4 protein-coding genes are annotated in these 2,131 nt (G+C 61.5%); 2 read left to right on the forward strand and 2 right to left on the reverse strand.

Features of this window, described 5'->3' with window-relative positions:
- Together A2I95_RS33170 and A2I95_RS33175 are read left to right on the forward strand one after the other, a co-directional pair.
- A partial coding sequence (locus tag A2I95_RS33170) for a hypothetical protein (protein WP_291736671.1) occupies positions 1–234 on the forward strand: 234 nt, incomplete at its 5' end.
- A gap of 55 nt (positions 235–289) precedes the next feature.
- Entirely contained in the window at positions 290–508 is a 219-nt protein-coding gene (locus A2I95_RS33175; RefSeq protein WP_260006032.1) for a DUF1127 domain-containing protein, read from the forward strand.
- Between the two features lie 170 nt (positions 509–678).
- Here the strand turns inward: A2I95_RS33175 and A2I95_RS33180 are convergent, their stop codons facing one another.
- Together A2I95_RS33180 and A2I95_RS33185 are read right to left on the reverse strand one after the other, a co-directional pair.
- Complete coding sequence (locus A2I95_RS33180) at positions 679–1,023, reverse strand: hypothetical protein (RefSeq protein WP_291736673.1); 345 nt, start codon at positions 1,021–1,023, stop codon at positions 679–681.
- Between the two features lie 103 nt (positions 1,024–1,126).
- Positions 1,127–1,999, reverse strand: a complete 873-nt coding sequence (locus A2I95_RS33185) for a 50S ribosomal protein L11 methyltransferase (RefSeq protein ID WP_291736675.1) — start codon at positions 1,997–1,999, stop codon at positions 1,127–1,129.
- Between the last annotated feature and the right edge of the window lie 132 nt (positions 2,000–2,131).

Genomic DNA, 2,131 nt, shown 5'->3' on the forward strand with positions numbered 1-2,131 from the left:
TTCCAACGATTAGCACAAAACGCGAACATGTCCAATTGCTTTCCCTGCGCACTGCCCGCCGCCAAGGAGGTAAATCCTGTCCTGAAACCGACCTTCCGCAATAGGCGGAGCGACATTTCCCGGCAAAAGCAGTGTGCAGGCAAACCGCCCTTGTTACTAAGGCGCAAAGCTATGCGCACCGTGCATATGACGCATGCAATTTCGGATCTTGCCGGGTTGGATTTTCCTCACTAGATGCCCGCCATCGCAACATCGCGACGAAGCCAACACCAGATCAGAGGACACGGATATGGCCGCATTTGACACCACCCGCACCACCTATGGTTCCACCGGCCTGTTTGGCCGCTTCGGCGCATTGGTTGCAACCGCAACCGGCATGTTTGCTGCCTGGAATGACGCCCGTGCAACCCGCAACGCCCTGTCGGGCCTGTCCGACCGCGAGCTGGCCGACATCGGCATGTCGCGCGGCGACATCGAGACCGTTGCAACCGGCAAAACCGTTTTCTGAGACCCCCTTTTAACGCCCTGCCTCCTCCCTCGGGGCGACTAGGGAAACGCCGCGGACCTTACAAGGCCGCGGCGTTTTTTGTTGCTGGATGGCGCCGAAGCACCGCGCCATAGAAAAAGGCCGCCGGCTCCCCCTGCCAACGGCCTTTTACACCCTGCCCTGCTAAAGCGTCAGCGCAGAACGGGTCCGATTTTCTGAGCCAGGAAAACCGACACCGGGTCAGCCTGCATCAGGAAGGCGCCCGCGCGTTCAATGCCGCTGCCGCCGGCCAGGGTCTGCACCCGCTCGTCATAGCTGCCAAAGCCAAGCGCGGCCATCAGGAAGCCCTTGAACAGCAGGAACGCCGCAACAAAGAAAATAATGGAGCGCCCCGAAACCCGGGACTGCAGCCTGTGCGGCTTCACCACCAGCAGCCCGTCCGGCCGCAGCTTTGCGGAATAGCCCGCAGACAGGGCTTCATGTTTGCGGTTGATGTGCTTCAAACGCGCCTGGAACTGATCACGATATTCGCCCATTACGAGCCTCCGAACTGGCCCCCACCAGCGGATGGCCCATCTTTGGCTCGAATTGGGGCGAAAATGCGGCAAGCCTCTAAAATTCGCCGCAAAGTTGTTTTAATTACGCCGCTTTACGCAGAAGTAACGTTGTCCATTCACCAATTTCATCCCGGCGCTCGGGATTGATGCCGTTCTGTGTATAAACGCTGACCACGTCCTCGGCCTGTTCGTTCAGGATTCCGGAGAGAATCGCATAGCCGCCGGTGCGCAGATTCGCGGCAACATCCGGAGCCAAAGCCACCAGAGGCCCCTTCAAAATATTAGCGAAAATAAGGTCAAATGGCGCCTGCGCCTGCAGATCCGGGTGATCAAAACCGGCGGCTTCCACACAGGCAACCTGGCCTTCCATGCCATTGGCCTTAAGATTTGCTTCGGCGACTTCAACCGCCACCTGGTCGATGTCGCTGGCCAGAATGGTGCCGTCCCAGACCCGGGCTGCCGCCATTGCCAGCACCGCGGTGCCGCAGCCGATGTCGGCCACTTTTTCGCCATGAAAGCCCTGATCCAGCAGATGATCCAGCGCCTTGAGGCAACCCAGCGTGGTGCCGTGGTGGCCGGTGCCAAAGGCCATCGCCGCCTCGATCAGCAGCGGGATCCGGTCCGCAGGCAGCTTGTCCGCGTCATGCGAGCCATAGACAAAAAAGCGGCCCGCTTCGACCGGCGCCAGTTCGCGGCGCACATGGGCGACCCAGTCGGTTTCCGGCAGTTCCGAAACGACAAAGGGTTTGGCTTCGTGCATCGAGGCCAGCAGGGCAAGGCCCGCTGCATCCGGAGCATCGGTAAAGTAGCCGCCGACTTCCCACAGGCCCGAGCCGTCTTCCATCTCAAAGACGCCCACACCGCTGGGTTCCGGGGTCAGGCGTTCCATCGCTTCGCCCAGCGCTTCGGCCTGGTTTTTTCCGGTGAGCGTGGTGAGGGCAGTGAATGTGGGCATGGCGTCTCTCCTGAAACTGTTGCCCAGCGCCTAGGTCGCCGCGCCGCCCGCGTCAAGCACCCCGGCCTGGCCGCAGGCCAGGCAGCGCCCGCGCTCACTGTGTGCGCGGGCGCTCGCCCCGCGGCTGGCGCC

The organism is Leisingera sp. F5, from assembly GCF_001593695.1.